The organism is Streptomyces sp. NPDC006385 (genome assembly GCF_040612485.1).
Taxonomy (GTDB): domain Bacteria; phylum Actinomycetota; class Actinomycetes; order Streptomycetales; family Streptomycetaceae; genus Streptomyces.
The window spans coordinates 152119-169195 of sequence record NZ_JBEXQG010000011.1 but is presented as its reverse complement, the minus strand read 5'-3'; the positions used below and the strand labels follow the sequence as shown (position 1 = coordinate 169195).

Annotated in this window: 17 protein-coding genes; 15 read left to right on the top strand and 2 right to left on the bottom strand. The window is 71.3% G+C overall.

The annotated features are described in order from the left end of the window. The first annotated feature begins 79 nt into the window (after window positions 1-79). The 13 genes from ABZ078_RS11980 (at window position 80) to ABZ078_RS11920 (ending at window position 14266) form a co-directional block, all read left to right on the top strand. Window positions 80-1747 (top strand): CTP synthase, encoded by a 1668-nt coding sequence (locus tag ABZ078_RS11980; protein ID WP_356574219.1) that lies wholly within the window; start codon window positions 80-82, stop codon window positions 1745-1747. 82 nt (window positions 1748-1829) lie between these two features. Next, a complete protein-coding gene (locus tag ABZ078_RS11975) occupies window positions 1830-2456 on the top strand; it encodes an NUDIX hydrolase (RefSeq protein WP_356574217.1) in 627 nt (208 codons plus the stop codon). A gap of 159 nt (window positions 2457-2615) precedes the next feature. Beyond that, complete coding sequence (locus tag ABZ078_RS11970) at window positions 2616-4703, top strand: tetratricopeptide repeat protein (protein ID WP_356574215.1); 2088 nt, start codon at window positions 2616-2618, stop codon at window positions 4701-4703. A 134-nt stretch (window positions 4704-4837) separates the two neighbouring features. Next, window positions 4838-5962 carry an alanine dehydrogenase gene (gene ald / locus ABZ078_RS11965; RefSeq protein ID WP_356574213.1) on the top strand — a complete coding sequence of 375 codons (1125 nt, stop codon included), beginning with the start codon at window positions 4838-4840 and terminating at the stop codon, window positions 5960-5962. A 399-nt stretch (window positions 5963-6361) separates the two neighbouring features. Next, on the top strand, window positions 6362-7498 hold the full coding sequence (locus ABZ078_RS11960) for a ParA family protein (protein WP_078504310.1): 1137 nt from the start codon (window positions 6362-6364) through the stop codon (window positions 7496-7498). Continuing rightward, window positions 7483-8109 (top strand): hypothetical protein, encoded by a 627-nt coding sequence (locus ABZ078_RS11955; RefSeq protein WP_356574211.1) that lies wholly within the window; start codon window positions 7483-7485, stop codon window positions 8107-8109. The genes ABZ078_RS11960 and ABZ078_RS11955 overlap by 16 nt, the downstream gene beginning before the upstream one ends. An 18-nt stretch (window positions 8110-8127) precedes the next feature. Continuing rightward, complete coding sequence (locus tag ABZ078_RS11950) at window positions 8128-9231, top strand: segregation/condensation protein A (protein WP_356574209.1); 1104 nt, start codon at window positions 8128-8130, stop codon at window positions 9229-9231. Beyond that, complete coding sequence (scpB, locus tag ABZ078_RS11945) at window positions 9228-9911, top strand: SMC-Scp complex subunit ScpB (RefSeq protein WP_356574207.1); 684 nt, start codon at window positions 9228-9230, stop codon at window positions 9909-9911. The genes ABZ078_RS11950 and scpB overlap by 4 nt, the downstream gene beginning before the upstream one ends. Beyond that, window positions 9911-11038 carry a pseudouridine synthase gene (locus ABZ078_RS11940; protein ID WP_356574205.1) on the top strand — a complete coding sequence of 376 codons (1128 nt, stop codon included), beginning with the start codon at window positions 9911-9913 and terminating at the stop codon, window positions 11036-11038. Before scpB ends, ABZ078_RS11940 begins: the two co-directional genes overlap by 1 nt. Window positions 11039-11166: 128 nt before the next feature. After that, window positions 11167-11712, top strand: coding sequence for a TIGR03086 family metal-binding protein (locus tag ABZ078_RS11935; protein ID WP_356574246.1), 546 nt, complete (start codon window positions 11167-11169; stop codon window positions 11710-11712). Between the two features lie 65 nt (window positions 11713-11777). Further along, window positions 11778-12494, top strand: a complete 717-nt coding sequence (locus ABZ078_RS11930) for an NUDIX domain-containing protein (protein WP_356574203.1) — start codon at window positions 11778-11780, stop codon at window positions 12492-12494. Next, window positions 12491-13513: an ADP-ribosylglycohydrolase family protein gene (locus ABZ078_RS11925; protein WP_356574201.1), complete on the top strand. Its 1023-nt coding sequence runs from the start codon at window positions 12491-12493 to the stop codon at window positions 13511-13513. The genes ABZ078_RS11930 and ABZ078_RS11925 overlap by 4 nt, the downstream gene beginning before the upstream one ends. Window positions 13514-13516: 3 nt before the next feature. Further along, on the top strand, window positions 13517-14266 hold the full coding sequence (locus ABZ078_RS11920; RefSeq protein ID WP_356574199.1) for a nucleotidyltransferase domain-containing protein: 750 nt from the start codon (window positions 13517-13519) through the stop codon (window positions 14264-14266). Here the strand turns inward: ABZ078_RS11920 and ABZ078_RS11915 are convergent. Further along, window positions 14192-14935 (bottom strand): nucleotidyltransferase domain-containing protein, encoded by a 744-nt coding sequence (locus ABZ078_RS11915; protein WP_356574197.1) that lies wholly within the window; start codon window positions 14933-14935, stop codon window positions 14192-14194. The genes ABZ078_RS11920 and ABZ078_RS11915 overlap by 75 nt on opposite strands. A gap of 22 nt (window positions 14936-14957) precedes the next feature. Next, complete coding sequence (locus tag ABZ078_RS11910; protein WP_356574195.1) at window positions 14958-15383, bottom strand: Rieske (2Fe-2S) protein; 426 nt, start codon at window positions 15381-15383, stop codon at window positions 14958-14960. 244 nt (window positions 15384-15627) lie between these two features. On the opposite strand from ABZ078_RS11910, the gene aroH reads away from it, so the two are divergent. Then, window positions 15628-15990, top strand: a complete 363-nt coding sequence (gene aroH / locus ABZ078_RS11905; protein ID WP_356574194.1) for a chorismate mutase — start codon at window positions 15628-15630, stop codon at window positions 15988-15990. Then, the gene (locus ABZ078_RS11900; protein ID WP_356574192.1) at window positions 15987-17072 is read left to right on the top strand and encodes a prephenate dehydrogenase; all 1086 of its coding nucleotides are present in this window, start codon (window positions 15987-15989) and stop codon (window positions 17070-17072) included. The genes aroH and ABZ078_RS11900 overlap by 4 nt, the downstream gene beginning before the upstream one ends. Window positions 17073-17077: the final 5 nt, after the last annotated feature.

Sequence of the window (17077 nt, the reverse complement as noted above, 5' to 3'; positions counted from 1 at the left end):
GACGGCGACCTCGGACATTTCTCCGGCCAGGCAGCCGCACCGCACCCCAGACCGCGACCACGGGAGCCCCCCTTTGGCCATGCCGCCCGCTGCTTTTCGAAACAGCACAGCCACGACGACCAAGCACATCTTCGTCACCGGGGGTGTCGCCTCCTCGCTCGGGAAGGGCCTGACGGCCTCCAGCCTCGGCATGCTGCTCAAGGCGCGGGGTCTGCGCGTCGTCATGCAGAAGCTGGACCCGTACCTCAATGTCGACCCTGGCACGATGAACCCCTTCCAGCACGGTGAGGTGTTCGTCACCAACGACGGCGCCGAGACCGACCTGGACATCGGCCACTACGAGCGCTTCCTCGACCGCGACCTGGACGGCTCCGCGAACGTCACCACCGGCCAGGTGTACTCCACCGTGATCGCCAAGGAGCGGCGCGGCGAGTACCTGGGCGACACCGTGCAGGTCATCCCGCACATCACCAACGAGATCAAGCACCGCATCCGCCGCATGGCGACGGACGAGGTCGACGTCGTGATCACGGAGGTCGGCGGCACGGTCGGTGACATCGAGTCGCTGCCGTTCCTGGAGACCGTCCGCCAGGTCCGTCACGAGGTCGGCCGGGACAACGTCTTTGTGGTGCATATCTCGCTCCTGCCGTACATCGGCCCCTCGGGTGAGCTGAAGACGAAGCCGACCCAGCACTCGGTCGCGGCGCTGCGCAACATCGGTATCCAGCCGGACGCGATCGTGCTGCGCTGTGACCGCGAGGTGCCGACCGCGATCAAGCGCAAGATCTCCCTGATGTGCGACGTCGACGAGGCGGCCGTGGTCGCCTGCCCGGACGCCCGCTCGATCTACGACATCCCGAAGACCGTGCACGGCGAGGGCCTGGACGCCTACGTCGTCCGCAAGCTGGACCTGCCGTTCCGTGACGTGGACTGGACGACCTGGGACGACCTGCTCGACCGCGTCCACAACCCCGACCACGAGATCACCCTCGCGCTGGTCGGCAAGTACATCGACCTGCCCGACGCCTACCTGTCGGTCACCGAGGCGCTGCGCGCGGGCGGCTTCGCCAACCGGGCGCGCGTGAAGATCAAGTGGGTCACCTCCGACGACTGCAAGACCCCGGCCGGCGCCGCCCAGCAGCTCGGCGACGTGGACGGCATCTGCATCCCCGGCGGCTTCGGCGACCGCGGTGTGCTCGGCAAGGTCGGCGCGATCAAGTACGCCCGCGAGAACAAGATCCCGCTGCTCGGCCTGTGCCTGGGCCTGCAGTGCATCGTGATCGAGGCGGCGCGCAACCTCGCCGACATCTCCGACGCCAACTCCACCGAGTTCGACCCGGCCACGGGCCACCCGGTCATCTCCACCATGGCCGAGCAGCTCGACATCGTCGCCGGTGAGGGCGACATGGGCGGGACGATGCGGCTGGGCATGTACCCGGCCAAGCTGGCCGAGGGCTCGATCGTGCGCGAGGTGTACGACGGCAAGGAGTACGTCGAGGAGCGGCACCGTCACCGGTACGAGGTGAACAACGCCTACCGGGCGGAGCTGGAGAAGAAGGCGGGCATCGTGTTCTCCGGGACGTCGCCCGACGGCAAGCTCGTCGAGTACGTGGAGTACCCGCGCGAGACCCACCCTTACCTGGTGGCCACCCAGGCCCACCCCGAGCTGCGCTCGCGTCCCACGCGTCCGCACCCGCTGTTCGCCGGGCTCGTGAAGGCGGCTGTCGAGCGTAAGAATTCGAAGTAACACGAGAGTTGTACGGTGGCCGGGGTGCAAACCTTCAAAGGTGGGCACCCCGGTCTTCTTTGCGCACGTGGAAGGGCAGGGCATGACGATCAAGGACACCCCGCAGGAGTGGGAGATCCGGGCGACGGACACGCCCTTCGTGGGCAACAAGACCTCCGTCCGCACGGACGACGTGGTCATGCCCGACGGCTCGGTGGTGCGACGCGACTACCAGGTCCACCCCGGCTCGGTGGCCGTCGTCGCCCTCGACGGCGAGGACCGCGTCCTGCTCATCAAGCAGTACCGCCACCCCGTGCGGCAGAAGCTGTGGGAGATCCCGGCCGGTCTGCTCGACGTCCCCGGCGAGAACCCGCTGCACGCCGCCCAGCGCGAGCTGTACGAGGAGGCCCACGTCAAGGCCGAGGACTGGCGGGTGCTGACGGACGTGTACACGACTCCCGGCGGCTGCGACGAAGCCGTACGGATCTTCCTCGCCCGTGATCTGTCCGAGGCGGACGGCGAGCGCTTCGAGGTGGAGGACGAGGAGGCCGACATGGAGCACGCGCGCGTGCCGGTCGACGAGCTCGTCCGGGGCGTGCTCGCGGGCGAACTGCACAACAACTGTCTCGTCGTGGGCGTGCTGTCACTGGTCGCCGCGCGGAACGGCGACGGGCTCGACGCGCTGCGCCCGGCGGAGGCGCCGTGGCCCGCGCGTCCCTTCGAGTCCTGAACGCACATACACCCTCCGGTGTGAAGATCGGCTGATCCGATCGGGGGACGCGTCCGTCGTGCTCCGCACGGAACGTAGCAGAGCGTGAACTAGGCTCTGAACACGCCCGAACCGGAGTCCCGGCGGGCTTGCGCGTGTGGTGGGACGGGAGCGTGGCCCGTGACGGATCAGGTGGTGGACACAGGCGGCGTACAGGTGTCGGCGCAGGCTTCCGTCGACAGCCGATTCCTGGGCCGCACACGCGAGTTGAAGGAGCTGCGCGCCGACATCGAGCGTGCGGGCCTGGACACCCTCTCCGGTCGCAAGGCGCCACGCGCGCGCGTCCTGCTCATCGCCGGCCGGCCCGGTTCGGGCCGCACCGCGCTCGCCGAGGAACTCGTACGGCAGGTGGCGGACCGTTACCAGGACGGGGTGCTGCGTGCCCGTCTGAGTGAGCCGGACGGCAGTCCCGTCCCCGTCGGGCGCGTCGCCCGCGAGCTGCTGACCGCCCTGGACCGGCCGACCCCGCCCGGCGCCGCCGAGGACGACCTCACGGCGTCCCTGCGCGAGGCCCTGGCCGAGCGCAGGGTGCTGCTCCTGCTGGACGACGCCGCCGAGGCCGAGCAGGTCGACGCCCTCCTGCCGGACACCCCGCGGTGCCTGGTCGTCGCGGTCTCCGGCGGGCCGCTGACCGGGATCTCGGACGTTCGCCCCTGCACACTCGGCGGCCTGGACACCAAGTCGGCGGTGGAGCTGCTGTCCCGGCACACAGGCTCGGTCCGCATCACCGTCGACCCGAGGTCCGCCGAAGGCCTCGTCGAGGTGTGCCAGGGACAGCCCGCCGCGCTGAGGCTGGCGGGCGGCTGGCTCGCCGCCCGCCCCAAGTCGGCCGTCGCCGACCTCGCCAAGCAACTGCGCGCCGAGGGCGAGGAGGGCACACCGCTCGGCCGGATCTTCCGGCTCGTCTACGCGTCCCTGCCGACCACCGCCGCCCGGATGCTGCGCCTGCTCTCCCTCGCCCCCGGCGGCCTCGTCGACCCGCACAACGCCTCCGCCCTCGCCGGCTCCTCGGTCGACGGCGCCCGCACCACTCTGGACGACCTGGCCGCCCTCGGCCTGCTGCACACCGTCGACTCGCCGATGCCGCAGTACGAGGTTCCGGCCTGCCTGCACGCCCACCTCAAGGCGCTCACCGAGACCCAGGACCGCCCCGCCGAGGTGCAGCTCGCGCGCGCCCGGATGCTGGAGCGGACGGTACGGCTGCTGCAGTCCTGCCGGGCGATCACCGAGACGGACAGCCCCGAGACCCGTCAGAAGCTCCTGGAGATGCCCCGCGCCCTGCGCTTCCCCAACCCCCGGGCGGCCGCCGACTGGCTGAGCGTCCGCAGGCCCGCCCTGCTGGCCTCGGCCCGTGCCGCGGTCGCCGACGGGGAGCTGGACACCCTCGCCCGGCGCCTGATGTCCCAGCTGGTCAGGGCGCTGGTCGCGCATGTCGGCACCCAGGCGGCCGCCGGCGACCTGTACGACATCCACGGCCTGGTCCTCGACGTGGCCGAGCGCCAGAACCTGCCCCGCGAGAAGGCCGCGGCCCTGCTGAACCTCGGGGACGTCGACGCCCGCACGGGGCGCACCCGGGAGGCGCTGGCGCGCTACCGGGCCGCGCTGGACGCCGGACGGGAGGCGGACGACCCGTACGCGACCGGCCGCGCGATGGAATCCGTAGGCGGCGCCCACCTGGAGCTCGGGGACTACGACCGGGCCGCCGACTGGTTCGGCCGGGCGCTGGCCCAGCGGCTGGCCCGGGACGAGCGCGCGGACGCCACCCGGCTGTACGGCCGGATCGCCTCCGCGCACACCTACGCGGGCCGGTACGGCGAGGCGCAGCGCAACTGGCGGGCCGCGATCGCCGGGCACCGCAAGAACGGCGATGTCGCCGGTCATGCCCGGGCGTTGAGCGAGCTGGCGCGGGTGCAGGAGTACGCGGGGCGGCCCGAGGAGTCGCTGCGCACCTGCCGGGAGGCGGTGGAGTGGGCGCGGCGTGCCGAGGACCCCCGGCTGCACGCGGCGCTGTACCTGCGGCTGGCCGACACCCTGGAGCGCCTCGGCGATCCAGCGGCGGCGCAGCTGCACCGGGGGGCGGCCCGGCGGATGCTGGGGGAGGAGCCTGAGGAGCCCGATGTGGCCGTGCCGGGGCCCGAGCAAGGCACTTTCGAGCCGGAACACGACGCTAACGCCTGCGAAATCCGTAGTACATCCACTGAAGATTGATGCAATGAAAGGCTAGACAGCGGGAACGCCTTCATTAGACTGGCTCTGCCGCACCTTCTCCTGCGGTGTCTCCCGGTGTGCCCTGCATGCCTGGGTATGTCATGTAATGCCCTACACCCTCTGAGCCAAGGACCGTGATCGACGTGAAGGTCGGCATCCCCCGCGAGGTCAAGAACAACGAGTTCCGGGTGGCCATCACCCCCGCCGGCGTGCACGAGCTGGTGCGCAACGGCCACCAGGTCGTCATCGAGCAGGGCGCCGGCGTCGGCTCCTCGATCACGGACGACGAGTACGTCGCCGCAGGCGCCCGGATCCTTCCGACCGCCGACGAGGTGTGGGCCACCGCCGACCTGCTGCTGAAGGTCAAGGAGCCCATCGCCGAGGAGTACCACCGCCTCCGCAAGGACCAGACCCTCTTCACCTACCTGCACCTGGCCGCCTCCAAGGAGTGCACGGACGCGCTCGTCGAGTCCGGCACGACGGCGATCGCGTACGAGACGGTCGAGCTGCCCTCCCGCGCCCTGCCGCTGCTCGCCCCCATGTCCGAGGTCGCCGGCCGCCTCGCCCCGCAGGTCGGCGCCTACCACCTGATGCGCGCCAACGGCGGCCGCGGTGTGCTGCCCGGCGGTGTCCCAGGCGTGGCGGCCGGCCGGGCCGTCGTCATCGGCGGTGGCGTCTCCGGCTGGAACGCCGCGCAGATCGCCATCGGCATGGGCTTCCACGTGACCCTGCTCGACAAGGACATCAACAAGCTCAAGGAGGCGGACAAGGTCTTCGGCACGAAGATCCAGACCGTCGTCTCCAACGCCTTCGAGCTGGAGAAGGCCTGCCTCGACGCCGACCTCGTCATCGGCGCCGTCCTCATCCCGGGCGCCAAGGCGCCGAAGCTGGTCACCAACGAGCTGGTCTCGCGGATGAAGCCGGGAAGTGTCCTTGTCGACATCGCGATCGACCAGGGCGGCTGCTTCGAGGACTCCCGCCCGACGACGCACGCCGAGCCGACCTTCCCGGTCCACGACTCGGTCTTCTACTGCGTCGCCAACATGCCCGGCGCGGTGCCCAACACCTCCACCTACGCGCTGACCAACGCCACGCTGCCCTACATCGTCGAGCTGGCCAACCACGGCTGGGTGGAGGCGCTGCGCCGCGACCCCGCGCTGGCCAAGGGCCTCAACACGCATGACGGCAAGGTGGTTTACCGCGAGGTGGCGGAGGCGCACGGGCTGGAGCACGTGGAGCTCGACTCGCTGCTCGGCTGAGCCGTTCGGCTAAGTCACTTTCTGGTAAAGGCGATACGTCAACACCAGTCGTCAACCGTACGCACCCGGCCGGACCTTGCCCGAAAAGGTCCGGCCGGATGTGTGTATGGTCACTTTGCGACTCTCGGTCAACTCGCCTCGAACGCAACCCTTCGACCGATTCGTACACCGGTGAAACCTGCTGTGCGACGGCCGTACGCCCTTGACAGCGGGATGTTTCATTGTCGACACATCTGCCCGGTCCGGCGGATTGTGTTGCTGCGGACCGCCGACACGCCATAGAGTCGCCAACCGTCGGCATGGTGCCACGCTGACCTGTCTAGAAGTTTCCTGGTCACCAAGGAGGTAAGACGACTTGTGAATGAGTCGACATTTTCTCCCGGGGGTGGTCAACCAGGAATGCCTGTACGGGGCCAGGGTCCCGCGGGATTCGAGGCTGTCGGCTCCGTCGCTGTCCGAACCTTCGCAGCCCACCAGAGCCAGACCAGCCCCCACACGGCTCTGTCAGCAAACCAGAGCATGGATGGCCATCACGTGAACGCCATGGCCGGCGACGGAAGTGGCGCGCCCCACAACCACTTCGCCGACTACGACGAACTGCCCGAAGGGCACTTCTACGATCCCGACGCGGAGTACGAGCCCGACCCCGAGTACGCGGCCACGCTCGCGCCCGACGCTGCCCGCCAGCGCCGTGAGCGCATCGGCCCGACCGGGCGCCCGCTGCCGTACTTCCCGATCCCGGGTCCGCTGACCGACCACGGTCCCGCGAAGATCATCGCGATGTGCAACCAGAAGGGCGGCGTCGGCAAGACGACGTCGACCATCAACCTGGGTGCCGCGCTCGCGGAGTACGGACGCCGGGTCCTGCTCGTCGACTTCGACCCTCAGGGCGCGCTCTCGGTCGGCCTCGGCGTCAACCCGATGGAGCTCGACCTCACGGTCTACAACCTGCTCATGGAGCGGGGCATGTCGGCCGACGAGGTGCTCCTGAAGACGGCGGTTCCGAACATGGACCTGCTGCCGAGCAACATCGACCTGTCGGCCGCCGAGGTCCAGCTGGTGTCGGAGGTCGCGCGCGAGTCGACGCTCCAGCGCGCCCTGAAGCCGCTGCTGCCCGACTACGACTTCATCGTGATCGACTGTCAGCCCTCGCTCGGCCTGCTCACCGTCAACGCGCTGACGGCCGCGCACAAGGTGATCGTGCCGCTGGAGTGCGAGTTCTTCGCGCTGCGTGGTGTGGCCCTGCTGACCGAGACCATCGAGAAGGTCCAGGAGCGGCTGAACCCGGAGCTGGAGCTCGACGGGATCCTCGCCACGATGTACGACTCACGCACCGTGCACAGCCGTGAGGTGCTCGCGCGTGTCGTCGAGGCGTTCGACGACCACGTCTACCACACGGTCATCGGGCGCACGGTCCGCTTCCCGGAGACCACGGTCGCCGGCGAGCCGATCACCACGTACGCCTCCAACTCCGTCGGTGCCGCCGCCTACCGCCAGCTCGCCAGGGAGGTGCTCGCCCGGTGTCACGCCGAGTGAGTCTGCCGGGGGCCGACGAACTGTTCCGCACGACAGGGGGTATGGCGCTCCAGCCGTCCACTCCCCGGCGCCCGGCCAACGGCGAGGCCCGGGTGCCGGCTCCCGCGGGGGAGAGCGATGCCGCCGCCGCGGAGGACGCGCCGCAGTCGGTGCCCGCGCAGGGCGGTGACGGCGACGGCGCCGAGCACGTGGCGGCCGACGCGGAGTCCGTCGACGCCGGCGAGTCGCGCAGCCGGGCCGCCGCCGCGGAGCGGTCCGCGCGGCGTCAGGGTGTGCAGGAAGGTTCTGGCGGCGCGTCCACCAGTGCCGCCGGGGGTTCGGCCGGGTCCGGTGCCGCCGCTTCCACGGCCTCCGCCGCCGCGCCGCGCAAGCGGGGACGGGCTGCCTCGCGTCGGCCCAGTGGCCGCGAACGGCACGACGAGAAGATCACCGTGTACGTCTCCGCCGAGGAGCTCATGGATCTGGAGCACGCGCGTCTGGTGCTCCGGGGTGAGCACGGGCTGGCCGTCGACCGTGGGCGGATCGTCCGCGAGGCGGTGGCCGTGGTCCTCGCCGATCTGGAGACCCGAGGAGACGCCAGCATCCTCGTACGACGGCTTCGCGGGCGGTAGCGGTAGCCTGCGGGGGCTATGACCTCGAACAACGTTCCCGCCCCTGGCGCCGGTGCCTCCGGTGGTCGTCGGCGTGCGCTGGGGCGAGGGCCGGGCGCTCCGCGGGTCGAGCCGGTGTGGTCGCCCGCTGCGGAGAGCTCGTCGGCGCCTGAGGCCGAGTCTTCGGCGTCTGCGGGTGGGCACATCGGCGGCGGCGATGACACGGAACCGCCTGCTGCCGAACCACCGGAGGTCTCCGCCGCCGAGCGCGAGCCCGAGCCAGCGGCCGAGGCCGAGCCTGAGTCCGAGCCCGCCGCGCCCGACGAACCCGGTGACGGTGTCTTCAAGGTTCGGCTCTCCAACTTCGAGGGGCCCTTCGATCTGCTCCTCCAGTTGATCTCCAAGCACAAGCTCGACGTCACCGAGGTCGCGCTGTCCAAGGTGACCGACGAGTTCATGGCGCACATCAGGGCGATGGGGCCGGACTGGGATCTGGACGAGACGACCGAGTTCCTCGTCGTCGCGGCCACCCTGCTCGATCTCAAGGCGGCCCGGCTGCTGCCCGCCGCCGAGGTGGAGGACGAGGCCGACCTCGCGCTGCTGGAGGCGAGGGACCTGCTGTTCGCGCGGCTGCTGCAGTACCGGGCGTACAAGCAGATCGCCGACATCTTCAGCCGGCGGCTCGACGACGAGGCCCGGCGCCATCCGCGTACCGTCGGGCTGGAGCCGCATCACGCCGAGCTGTTGCCCGAGGTCGTCATCAGCATCGGGGCGGAAGGATTCGCCAGGCTCGCGGTCAAGGCGATGCAGCCCAAGCCCAAACCGCAGGTGTACGTCGACCACATCCACGCGCCGCTGGTGAGCGTGCAGGAGCAGGCCGGGATCGTGGTCGCGCGGCTCCGGGAACTCGGCGAGGCCAGCTTCCGGACCCTCGTCGCGGACACCGACGACACCCTCACCGTGGTGGCGCGGTTCCTCGCGCTGCTGGAGCTGTACCGCGAGAAGGCCGTGAGCCTCGACCAGGAGACCGCCCTCGGAGAGCTCCTGGTGCGCTGGACCGGCGGGGACGGGGACGAGACGCCCCAGGTGACCGACGAGTTCGACCGGCCGCCGGAGCTGCCGAAGGAGGAGAAGAAGGCGTGAGTGAGGAGACCACCGGGCTTGCGGCCGGGCTGCGCACCGTCGCGGACCTCGATCTCAAGCCCGCCCTGGAGGCGATGCTCATGGTCGTGGACGAGCCCGCGACCGAGGAGCGCCTCGCGAAGCTCCTGGAACGGCCGCGCCGGCAGATCGCCGACGCCCTGCGGGAGCTGGCCGACGAGTACGCCGTGCAGGGGCGCGGATTCGAGCTGCGGTACGTCGCGGGCGGCTGGCGCTTCTACACCCGCCCCGAGTACGCGGCCGCCGTGGAACGCCTCGTCCTGGACGGCCAGACGGCCCGCCTCACTCAGGCCGCCCTGGAGACGCTCGCGGTCGTCGCGTACCGTCAGCCGGTCAGCCGTAGCCGCGTCTCGGCCGTCCGCGGAGTCAACTGCGACGGTGTCATGCGGACCCTTCTTCAGCGCGGGCTGGTCGAGGAGGCGGGCACGGAACCCGAAACAGGTGCGATCCTGTACAGGACGACGAACTACTTCCTGGAGCGGATGGGCCTGCGCGGTCTGGACGAGCTCCCGGAGCTCGCGCCCTTCCTCCCGGAGGCGGAGGCGATCGAGGCCGAGACCCAGGAAGGGGTGCCGTCGTTCGACCCGGACGCTCCCGATGACGGTCCGGGCACCTCGGTGAGCCGGGGTACCGACGACGTAGACGACCAGACGGAACTTTGATGCGAAGCAGCAGCGGCAGGAACAGCAGCGGAAACAACGGCGGGAGCCGTGGTGGCAACAGCGGCAGCCGCGGCGGAAGCAGCGGTGGCCGCGGTAATTACCGTGGCGCCGGTAACAACCGCGACGACAAGCAGGGCGGCCGGCCGAAGAAGCCGCGCCCTGAGGAGCGTCGCTACGACGTGGGCCCCGGCGCCACCCAGGACGGCCCGAAGTCGGGGCGTGGTGCTTCGGCGCGCGGCGGCGCCAAGGGCGGGCCCAAGCAGGGCCGGCAGCAAGGCACCGGCCGGGGCCGTTGGGCTCCGGCGAGTTCCCGCGAGTACGACGCGCGCGCCGAGGAGCGCAACCGGGAGCGGTACGCGGGCAAGAAGGACGTCAAGCCGCCCAAGACCTTCCCGGGTGCCGAGCAGGAGGGCGAGCGGCTCCAGAAGGTGCTCGCGCGCGCGGGCTACGGCTCCCGGCGTGCCTGTGAGGAGCTCGTCGAGCAGGCGCGGGTCGAGGTCAACGGCGAGATCGTGCTGGAGCAGGGCAAGCGCGTCGACCCGGAGAAGGACGAGATCAAGGTCGACGGACTGACGGTCGCGACGCAGTCGTACCAGTTCTTCTCCCTCAACAAGCCCGCCGGTGTCGTCTCGACGATGGAGGACCCCGAGGGCCGCCAGTGCCTCGGCGACTACGTCACCAACCGCGAGACCCGGCTGTTCCACGTCGGCCGGCTCGACACCGAGACCGAGGGCGTCATCCTGCTCACCAACCACGGCGAGCTGGCGCACCGCCTCACCCACCCCCGGTACGGCGTCAAGAAGACCTACCTCGCGGCCATCGTCGGCCCGATCCCGCGCGACCTGGGCAAGCGCCTCAAGGACGGCATCCAGCTCGATGACGGCTACGCGCGCGCGGACCACTTCCGGGTCGTCGAGCAGACCGGCAAGAACTACCTGGTCGAGGTCACTCTGCACGAGGGCCGCAAGCACATCGTGCGGCGCATGCTCGCGGAGGCCGGCTTCCCCGTGGAGAAGCTCGTGCGCACCGCCTTCGGCCCGATCACCCTCGGCGACCAGAAGTCGGGCTGGCTGCGGCGGCTGTCCAACACCGAGGTCGGGATGCTGATGAAGGAAGTCGATCTGTAGTCCTTTCCGCGTCCCACGCGCGCATGCAGGCCGGTCCCGGATCCGATCCGGGACCGGCCGATGCGTTTTCGCCGCTGGACCCGTCTGTATCCCTGACGGAGGGAGCGGGGATGCACACGACCACGGGCATGGACTGCGGGGAGCTGCTGGAACGTTCGCTCGGCTATGCGCTGGGCAGCGTCGCCGGTGTGGGGGCCGGGGGCCTGGGACGCGGGACGCCGTGTGCCGAGTGGGATCTGGGGGAGCTGCTCGGACATCTCGACGACTCGCTGGACGCCTTGTACGAGGGCCTGACCGGTGGGCGGATCGGGCTGTTCCCGCGCGCCGACCGCGCCTGCGGCTTCCGTGCGCGCGCGTGCGCGGTCCTCGGCGCCTGGGTGTCCGGGCCGCCGGAGTCGGCGCGGGTGGGCGAACGGCCGCTGGACGTGCGGGTGATGGCCGCCGTGGGGGCGGTGGAGATCGCCGTCCACGGATGGGACGTCGCCCAGGCCTGCGGGCGGCCGCGGCCCCTGCCGGACGCGCTCGCGGCCGAGCTGCTGCCCGTCGCCCGGTGTGTGGTCGGCGAGCCGGACCGGGGCGTGCGGTTCGGCGCGCCGGTCGCCGTGCCGGAGCGGGCCGGCCCTGCCGAGCGGCTGCTGGCCTTCCTGGGGCGGCGCGAGTCCTTTCCGGGGTGACAGGGGTTGCGGCAGTGCACCCACCCTCTTTATAGTCGTGTTGACTATTAAGGGGGTGGGTTCGCATGGACTACGACAAGTACGCCCATGAACCCTTCGCCGTCACCGCCGACCTCGCCGTCCTCACGATCCGCGAGGGCGCCCTGCACGTCCTGCTCGTCGAGCGCGGCCAGGAGCCGTACGAGGGCCACTGGGCGCTGCCCGGCGGCTTCCTGCAGCCGGACGAGTCGGCGGAGACGGCGGCCCGGCGCGAACTCGCCGAGGAGACCGGCCTGTCGGACGTCTCCGGGCTGCACCTGGAGCAGCTGCGGACCTACAGCGAGCCCGACCGCGACCCCCGGATGCGGGTCGTGACCGTGGCCTTCACCGCGCTCCTGCCCCACCCGCCCGAACCGCACGGCGGCAGCGACGCGGCGCAGGCGCGCTGGGTGCCCTACGACGAGGCGAGACCGCTCGCCTTCGACCACGACCGCATCCTGGCCGACGCCCACGACCGCGTCGGCGCCAAGCTCGAGTACGCGAGCCTCGCCACCGCCTTCTGCCCGCCCGAGTTCACGCTCGGCGAGCTCCAGCACGTCTACGAGGTGGTGTGGGGCACCGCCCTCGACCGGCCCAACTTCCGCCGCAAGGTGCTCGCCACGCCGGGCTTCGTCGAGCCCGTACCCGGCGCCGCCCGCCTCACCGGCGGCCGCGGCAAACCGGCCGCGCTGTACCGCGCCGGCACCGCCACCACCCTCCACCCGCCGCTGCTCCGGCCGACCCCCGAAGGACGCCCCGCATGACCATGACCACCGTCCGCAAGCGCGCCGCCACCGGCTCCCTGACCGGCCTCGCCCTCGGGGACGCGCTCGGCTTCCCGACCGAGTTCCACGACGTGCCGTCGATCCTCGCCAAGTGCGGGCCGTGGCGCGAGATGGCACTGCCGACGCCGGCGATCGTCACCGACGACACGCAGATGACGCTGGCGCTGGGGAAGGGGCTGCGGTCGGCGATGGATCTGGGGGTGCTCGGACCCGAGACCATGGTGGACCCGGTGCGTGCGGAGTTCATCGCGTGGAATCGCTCGCCGGAGAACAACCGGGCCCCGGGCAACACCTGCCTCAGGGCCTGCGGTCTGCTGGAGCGCTCGGACCTGCCCTGGCAGGACGCCAGCCAGATCGGCTCCAAGGGCTGCGGCGCCAACATGCGCGTCGCCCCGGTCGGGCTCGTCCCCGGCCTGAGCGACGAACAGCGCGCGGGCGCCGCCCAGTTGCAGAGCGCCCTCACCCACGGGCACCCGACGGCACTCGCCGCCTCCGACCTGACCGCCCACGCCGTACGCCTGCTCGCGCAGGGCACCGAGCCGACCGGACTGGTCGGCCTGCTGCGGTCGTACGCCTACGACAACCGCACCCACTACCACCACCGTTGGCTCGGCGACCTGTGGACCCGCGGCCAGGACCCGAGCCCCGAGCACTTCATCGCGCGCGGCTGGGACGAGTGCCTGGGGGTCCTGGACCGCCTCCAGGAGGCCGTGCGCTCCGTCTCGCCCGAGACCGACCCGTGCCTGGCCACCGGCGAGGGCTGGATCGCCGAAGAGGCCCTGGCGACCGGTCTGCTGTGCTTCCTGTGGTTCGTGGACGAGCCGCTGACGGCCCTGCGCCGGGCCGCCTGCACCGCCGGTGACTCGGACTCGATCGCGTGCCTGACGGGCGCCTTCGCGGGCGCCTGGCTGGGGGCCGACGCCTGGCCGACCCCGTGGGCGGACCGCATCGAGTACCGGGGGGACCTGCTGACCCTCGGAGCGCTCTGGGACGCTTGACGGATGATCGACGCCCTGGACATCGACCTCACGCCCGTCGTCGCCGAGCAGCCCGACCCCTTGCTGTTCGCGACCGTCTCCGGCGCCCACCTGTACGGCTTCCCGTCGCGCGACTCCGACGTGGACCTGCGCGGCGTGCACCTGCTGCCGGCCGCCGACCTCGTCGGGCTGCGGGAGCCGGACGAGACGCGGTCACGGATGTGGGTGCGGGACGGCGTCGAGATGGACCTGGTCACACACGACCTGCGCAAGTTCGTACGGCTGATGCTGCGCCGCAACGGCTATGTGCTGGAGCAACTGCTCTCGCCGCTCGTCGTGCACACCACGGACGCCCACCGCGAGCTGGCCGAACTCGCGCCCGGCGTCCTCACCAGCCACCATGCCCATCACTACCGGGGGTTCGCCACCACGCAGTGGCGGCTGTTCGACAAGACTGGGGAGCTCAAGCCGCTGCTGTACACCTTCCGGGTGCTGCTCACCGGCGTTCATCTGATGCGCAGCGGTGAGGTGCAGCCGCATCTGCCGACGCTGATCGGAGAGGTCGACGCGCCCGCCTATCTGCCGGAGTTGATCGCGGCGAAGGCGGAGCTGGAGCACGGGGCCGCCGATGTCGACCACGCGCGCGTGCGGGCCGACGTCGAGCGACTGCACGAGGTGCTGGACGAGGCGCAGACGGCCTCAGCGCTGCCCGACGCTCCGAGGGCCTACGACGCCCTGCACGCCCTCGTCGTACGGACCCGGCTGGAGGGCTGAGGCGCGGCGGACGCGGATCAGGAAGTCCTCCACGCGACGGTGGTCCGGCTGCGGCGGGAGCGGGCTGCGGCGGGATGCCTCCTCGGTCTCCTCCGCCAGGCGGGCCATCCAGGACTCGACCTGCGGCCAGGAGACCTCGCCGCGCTTCACCGCCAGCAGCGGCTCGCGCCGGGCGCCCACGTCGACCGTCAGCCGGCCGGTGCGGAGTAGGTCGCGGGCGCTCATCAGCAGGCGCAGGAGGTGCATCGCGTGCTTCCAGCGCGGGCCGCCGTGCGCGCGGACGTCGGCCTCCAGCTTCTTGCGCTGGCCCAGTGCGTAGCGCGTGAACGTCTCGTGGACCTGGCGGGACAGGAACGCCTCGCGCAGGGCGAGGAGCTCGCGGCCCGTGTCGTCGGCGTACTCGACCAGCGGGGAGTGCAGGCACTCCAGGATGTTCGGGTTGGCACGCAGGGCCAGCTCGCAGAAGCGTTCCAGCTCCCAGCTGAACTGCTCCTCCTGAGGGCCTTCGACATGCGTCGGCGGCTTGTCGAAGCGCCAGAAGAGGGCAGTGGGTGCCAGGAACACGCCCCGGCGGTCGGTGTCGCTGCCGTCCGTCGCCAGACCGAAGGCACGCGAGCCCATCACGCAGGCGTAGATCGTGTGGTCGCGTACCAGGGCCTCGGGGTGCATGCCCCGGAGCCTACGCGGCGGCTCACGCCAGGCGGATCGAATTTCCGTCCACGGTGATCCGCTTCTCGGGCAGCGGCCTCGTCGCCGGAGGGTTGGCCACCGAGCCGTCCGTGATGTCGAACCTGCTGCCGTGGCAGGGGCAGTTGATCGTGCCGTCCGAGACGCTGCCGACCGTGCACCGCTGATGTGTGCAGATGGCGGAGAAGGCCTTGAACTCGCCTTCCCTCGGCTGGGTCACCACCACCTGCTCGTCCTTGAAGATCGTGCCGCCACCCACCGGGATGTCGCCCGTGGCGGCCAGTTGCCGTCCCTCCTGGCCGGGGGAGGCGGTCGGGGCCGGGGTCGAGTCGCCGTTGCCGGGGGAATCGCCGCAGCCGGCGACGAGCGCCGTGGCGCCCGCCGCGCCCGTCGCGAAGAGGATCGTGCGCCGCGTCGGACGGTTGCTCATGTCGTCACTCCGAGGGTGCCGGGCAGTCGCTCCATGTGGAGCAAACAGCATCTTTGCACTGAAAGAACCCAATAAGAAGCAAGCTGAGGCGAAGGGCTGGAAAGCGGGCATCTCTGACGTCGCGCGGTCGGCTGTCTCAGCGGGCGGGCGACGTGCGTCCGGCGCCCGCGGGCTGACTAGGCTGGACAGTCGTAGAGCCGATCCGTACATCAGCAAGATCCGTACATCAGCAAGGAGCAGCGCCGTGGCGGTACGAGCGGTCCGGGGGGCCGTCCAGCTGGAGCGGGACGAGGCCGGCCACATGGACGAGCAGGTCGGTGCCCTGCTGACCGCGATCCTGGAGCGGAACGATCTGGGCGTGGACGACCTGATCAGCATCTGGTTCACGGCCACGCCCGACCTGCACAGCGACTTCCCGGCGGCCGCCGCCCGCAAGCTCGGCATCGTCGACGTACCGCTGATCTGCGCCCAGGAACTGGACGTCGAGGGCGCCATGCCCCGGGTCGTACGCGTCCTCGCGCACATCGAGTCCGACCGGCCCCGCGCCGACATCGCGCACGTGTACCTCGGTGCCGCGGCCGCCCTGCGCAAGGACATCGCCCAGTGAGAACCGCACTCGTCATCGGCACCGGCCTCATCGGTACGTCCGCCGCCCTCGCCCTGTCCCAGCGAGGCGTCGTCGTCCACCTCGCCGACCACGACCCCGAGCAGGCCCGTACGGCGGCCGCGCTCGGCGCCGGCACGGACGAGGCGCCCGAGGGCCCCGTCGACCTCGCGATCGTCGCCGCCCCGCCCGCCCACGTGGCCGGGGTGCTCGGCGACGCCATGCGCCGGGGGGTGGCCCGCGGCTATCTCGACGTCGCCAGCGTCAAGGGCGGGCCGCGCCGCGAGCTGGAGGCGCTCGGGCTCGACCTGTCGTCGTACATCGGTACGCATCCCATGTCGGGCCGCGAGAAGTCGGGCCCGCTGGCCGCGACCGGCGACCTCTTCGAGGGCCGGCCCTGGGTGCTGACGCCCACCCGGGACACCGACACCGAGGTGCTGAACCTCGCCCTGGAACTGGTCTCGCACTGCCGTGCCGTGCCGGTGGTGATGGACGCCGACGCCCACGACCGGGCGGTCGCGCTCGTCTCCCACATGCCCCATCTGATGTCCAGCATGGTCGCCGCGCGGCTGGAGAACGCCGAGGAGGCGGCCGTACGGCTGTGCGGCCAGGGCATCCGGGACGTGACCCGGATCGCGGCCTCCGATCCGCGGATGTGGATCGACATCCTCTCCGCGAACCCGGGGCCCGTCGCCGACCTCCTCACGGACGTCGCCGCGGATCTGGAGGAGACGGTGCGGTCGCTGCGGGCGTTGCAGTCCTCCGACGAGGCCAAGCGGCTGGAAGGCACGGCCGGTGTCGAGGACGTGCTGCGGCGCGGGAACGCGGGGCAGATCCGCGTTCCCGGCAAGCACGGGGCCGCCCCTCGGGTGTACGAGGTCGTGGCGGTGCTGATCGACGACCAGCCGGGGCAGCTGGCCCGGATCTTCGCGGACGCGGGGCGGGCCGGGGTCAACATCGAGGACGTGCGGATCGAGCATGCGACGGGGCAGCAGGCCGGTCTGGTCCAGCTCATGGTGGAGCCGAAGGCGGCGCCCGTGTTGTCGGCCGCGTTGCGGGAGCGGGGCTGGGCGATCCGGCAGTAAGGAGC

Coding starts and splice junctions, on each gene's coding strand:
- ABZ078_RS11980 (WP_356574219.1), top strand. CDS start 80: ATGCCGCCCGCTGCTTTTCGAAACAGCACAGCCACGACGACCAAGCAC.
- ABZ078_RS11975 (WP_356574217.1), top strand. CDS start 1,830: ATGACGATCAAGGACACCCCGCAGGAGTGGGAGATCCGGGCGACGGAC.
- ABZ078_RS11960 (WP_078504310.1), top strand. CDS start 6,362: ATGCCTGTACGGGGCCAGGGTCCCGCGGGATTCGAGGCTGTCGGCTCC.
- ABZ078_RS11950 (WP_356574209.1), top strand. CDS start 8,128: ATGACCTCGAACAACGTTCCCGCCCCTGGCGCCGGTGCCTCCGGTGGT.
- ABZ078_RS11940 (WP_356574205.1), top strand. CDS start 9,911: ATGCGAAGCAGCAGCGGCAGGAACAGCAGCGGAAACAACGGCGGGAGC.
- ABZ078_RS11935 (WP_356574246.1), top strand. CDS start 11,167: ATGGACTGCGGGGAGCTGCTGGAACGTTCGCTCGGCTATGCGCTGGGC.
- ABZ078_RS11930 (WP_356574203.1), top strand. CDS start 11,778: ATGGACTACGACAAGTACGCCCATGAACCCTTCGCCGTCACCGCCGAC.
- ABZ078_RS11925 (WP_356574201.1), top strand. CDS start 12,491: ATGACCATGACCACCGTCCGCAAGCGCGCCGCCACCGGCTCCCTGACC.
- ABZ078_RS11920 (WP_356574199.1), top strand. CDS start 13,517: ATGATCGACGCCCTGGACATCGACCTCACGCCCGTCGTCGCCGAGCAG.
- ABZ078_RS11915 (WP_356574197.1), bottom strand. CDS start 14,935: ATGCACCCCGAGGCCCTGGTACGCGACCACACGATCTACGCCTGCGTG.
- ABZ078_RS11910 (WP_356574195.1), bottom strand. CDS start 15,383: ATGAGCAACCGTCCGACGCGGCGCACGATCCTCTTCGCGACGGGCGCG.